A 1,046-nucleotide genomic window follows, 5' to 3' on the forward strand; every position below is an offset into this window, starting at 1 on the left:
GTAAACGCTTCTTCAACACGCTCCAAAATTTTAAGCCTGACGCATGAAAATCCAGACCGCATAATTCGCGAAGTAAAAAAAATGGGCGGCGGCGAAAGCCTTCAGCTTGAACTTTTTGATGATGCAGAAAAAAATAAAAATCCGCCTTCAAGTCGGAATAATCTTTCCAACGAATGGCAAAAAACGCAAATTCTCATAAAAAACGACAGAAACCTCGTTATGCCATCTCATCACGAAATCCGCGCGGAAGATGTAGATTTAAAACGGCTCGGAGCAGTTCTTGCTACAGCCTACGAAAGCGAAAATGCAGATTTTGAAAGCCTTCTCTTAACGCCTGGACTTGGTCCTAGAACTTTGCAGAGCCTTACTCTTGTAAGCGAAGTAATCTATGGAACTCCAAGCCGTTTTACAGATCCGGCAAGATTTAGTTTTGCGCATGGCGGAAAAGACGGCCATCCTTTTCCCGTCACTACAAAAATTTACGACGAAAGCATCCGCATTCTAGGAGAATCAATAGAAGAAAGCAAAATGGGCTATTCAGAAAAAAGCGAATGTCTGGCCCGCCTTGAAAAAACCGCCCGCTACGTAGAAGAAAACTGCGAGCCGGAAGCAGATTTTGACGCAACAATCGCACACGAGCGCGCACACTCAAAAGAATGGGGCGGAAGGACCTGCCACGGCTGAGTTTTTATTTTCAATTCATCAGAAAATTGAGAAAATCCGGCATAAAAAAGAAAATAAATAGCCTGTAAAAAAAATCCGTAAAAAAATATTTTGTTTCTTTTCATTTTTTTTAATTGGTGATAAAGTCGAACTCACAAAATACACTGTTCCGGCTCAAAAAACAGCAATTTTACAGTTCTGCAGTAAAAAGCCGCCTCAGCGTAATTCAAAAATCTGGAGGAATTATGAGCCTTACCGTAGATCCAAAAAAAATGCTGGAGCTTGAATCTTTAATTTTTCAAAAATCAGGCTTAAAAAAAGAAGAAGCCGACACTGTGGCAGACAACCTTGTCCAGGCAGAAATGCGCGGAATCCATTCGCAA

General features: G+C 41.3%; 1 protein-coding gene. It reads left to right on the forward strand.

Translation table 11 applies throughout. From position 1 onward, the window contains the following. Positions 1-684: DUF763 domain-containing protein (locus B3Y13_RS06020; protein WP_296693315.1), on the forward strand; the 684-nt coding region annotated here is incomplete at its 5' end. Positions 685-1,046: the final 362 nt, after the last annotated feature.

Origin of the sequence: Treponema sp. UBA7567 (assembly GCF_002476655.1) — a bacterium.
GTDB lineage: Bacteria > Spirochaetota > Spirochaetia > Treponematales > Treponemataceae > Treponema_D.